The following is a 1124-nucleotide window of genomic DNA, read 5'->3' as shown; positions in this document are numbered from 1 at the left end:
AGACGACGTCGAAGCCCCCGGCGTGCGCGGCGGCCACCAGCCGCCGCAGGCTGTCCGGACCGTGGGCGATGTCCGCGTCCGTCAGCAGCAGGTACTCGGGCCCACGCGCGCGTGCCAGACCGACACCGTGGCGTACGGCCCACAGCTTGCCCGTCCAGCCCGCCGGCGGCTCACCCGGCGAGGACACGGTCAGCGGCAGCCCGCCGTGCCGGCGCGCCAGTTCGCGCGCCAGCTCTCCGGTGCCGTCCGTGCTGCCGTCGTCGACGAGGAAGACCTCCGCCCGCCCCGGGTAGTCCTGGGCCAGGAGGGAGGGAAGGCTCGCGGGCAGCACCTCGGCCTCGTCACGGGCCGGCACCACCACCGCCACGAAGGGCCAGGACCCCGGATCCCGCTCCGGCGGCAGGCGCACGTCCGTGCGCCAGAAGAAACCCTGGCAGAGCAGCAGCCACAACCAGGCGGCAAGGGACACGGCGGCGGTCCACGCGATGGCGCTCACGCGCGCAGTCTGCCCCACCGAACCGGTCCCCGAAGGCTCATCGTCTATCGTGGCCGGGTGAAGATCGCGCTCTTGGACTCCGGAATCGGTCTGCTGGCGGCGACCGCCGCGGTACGGCGACTGCGCCCCGACGCCGATCTCGTGCTCTCCCTCGACCCCGACGGCATGCCCTGGGGGCCCCGCACACCGGACGACATCGCCGGGCGCGCCCTGGATCTCGCCGAGGCCGCCGCCGCCCACGGTCCCGAGGCCCTGATCATCGGCTGCAACACCGCCACCGTGCATGCCCTGACCGCCCTGCGGGCCCGCCTCGAACCGGACCTGCCGGTCATCGGCACCGTGCCCGCGATCAAGCCCGCCGCGGCGGCCGGAGGGCCCTTCGCCATCTGGGCGACCCCCGCCACCACCGGCAGCCCGTACCAGCGCGGACTCCTCGCGGAGTTCGCCGACGGGGTGCAGGCCACCGAGGTGCCCTGCCACGGCCTCGCCGAGGCGGTGGAGCACGCCGACGAGGCGGCCGTCGACGCCGCCGTCGCCGCGGCCGCCGCCCTCACCCCCGAGGACGTCACGACCGTCGTCCTGGGCTGCACCCACTACGAACTCGTCGCCGAGCGGATCCGCGCCGCCG

General features: G+C 75.4%; 2 protein-coding genes. One reads left to right on the top strand and one right to left on the bottom strand.

Translation table 11 applies throughout. The features are described 5' to 3' along the window. Window positions 1–514: glycosyltransferase (locus AOJ26_RS24310; RefSeq protein ID WP_159044382.1), on the bottom strand; the 514-nt coding region annotated here is incomplete at its 3' end. Between the two features lie 39 nt (window positions 515–553). Between AOJ26_RS24310 and AOJ26_RS24305 the strand changes: the two genes are divergently transcribed. Continuing rightward, on the top strand, window positions 554–1124 hold a 571-nt coding region (locus tag AOJ26_RS24305), incomplete at its 3' end, for a glutamate racemase (protein WP_053850477.1).

The sequence above is a fragment of the Streptomyces sp. NRRL B-24085 genome (assembly GCF_001282115.1).
Lineage (GTDB): Bacteria > Actinomycetota > Actinomycetes > Streptomycetales > Streptomycetaceae > Streptomyces.
Note: the sequence above shows the minus strand (reverse complement) of the source record. Positions and strands in the feature narration are given on the sequence as shown.